The 1,087-nt window shown below is 40.7% G+C and carries 1 pseudogene; it reads right to left on the bottom strand.

Annotated features, from left to right (window positions below):
• A pseudogene (locus GMD3S_RS0210225) lies at positions 1-1,087 on the bottom strand (LPXTG-anchored hyaluronate lyase); the annotation flags it as partial.

Raw genomic sequence — 1,087 nt, 5'->3', positions numbered from 1 at the left:
CTCTTCTTAAAGAAAAAGTAACCAATATTCTTTTTCGAATTGGACGATTCTAAAAAGACACTTTGGGTTTCAGGATAATCCTTTTCTTGTTCTGGGAGGGAGGCTTCTTTATCATTGACATAGACTTTATATGGATCACTTGATTCCAGTTTTCTCTGGTCAATTGTAGTTGCAGCAGTATCTGTTGAAGTGTTCTGGATATTGCTTCCTAAAAAGGCAATCTTATCCTTCAGCATAAACCAGCTCTTATGAGCAGTCAATGTTTGATTCCAGTTAGTGAAATCCATGGTTGCTGTCGCATTGGCCTCATCTAGTTTGCTCGTTCCAACGAAAGCAGACGGTAGAACTTTACCTGTATCACTATCCAATCTCTTAGCATCCGTCTCTGTCGTACCAGGCATCTTATAGGGATTAACTGTTGGCCAGTAGCCATCGCTATAGTGACTCAAATCACCATTATAGAGATAGAACATCCCATCACTTGTATACCAACCACGTTTGTTTTCCTTGTTCATGTGTTCGTAATTCAAGGTACGACTGGAAAAGAGTGATAAGCCAAATCCAAACCCTTTCTCTGCATTGTACATAGCTGTTTTATCCATCTTGTTAAAGGCAGATAGGTAACTTGTTCTTGGAGTACTTGCGACTCCAGCATCGCTTAACAAGGATTGCATCAAACTGATATCCTTATAAGTCTTCAAATTCTTAAAGACATCATAATAACTATCTGATTGAACAATGGTCTTCACAAGACTCTGCAACCGTTGTTTGGTTTCTCCTTCAGACATATCCGCTATCCGGTGAATCCCTCTTAGTACTTCTACTGCGGCCACATGCCCCTCGCTATTTGCACGACTGATAGAGCGGCCACGACTCATATCCATCAGCTCTCCATTCACTAGCAAAGGAGCAAACGATTTATCAATCCAGTGGTACATGGTTTGCATTTTATCTTTATCGATTGGGCTCTTGGTCTTTTGAATAACTGGCAACAGTTGAGACAGGCCATCAATCAAGACATTTCCATAAGCACCCGTATAGGCAACATTGGTGTGGTCGATATAAGATCCATCCTGATAAAAACCTT

The sequence above is a fragment of the Streptococcus sp. GMD3S genome, assembly GCF_000298695.2.
GTDB lineage: Bacteria > Bacillota > Bacilli > Lactobacillales > Streptococcaceae > Streptococcus.
Note: the sequence above shows the minus strand (reverse complement) of the source record. Positions and strands in the feature narration are given on the sequence as shown.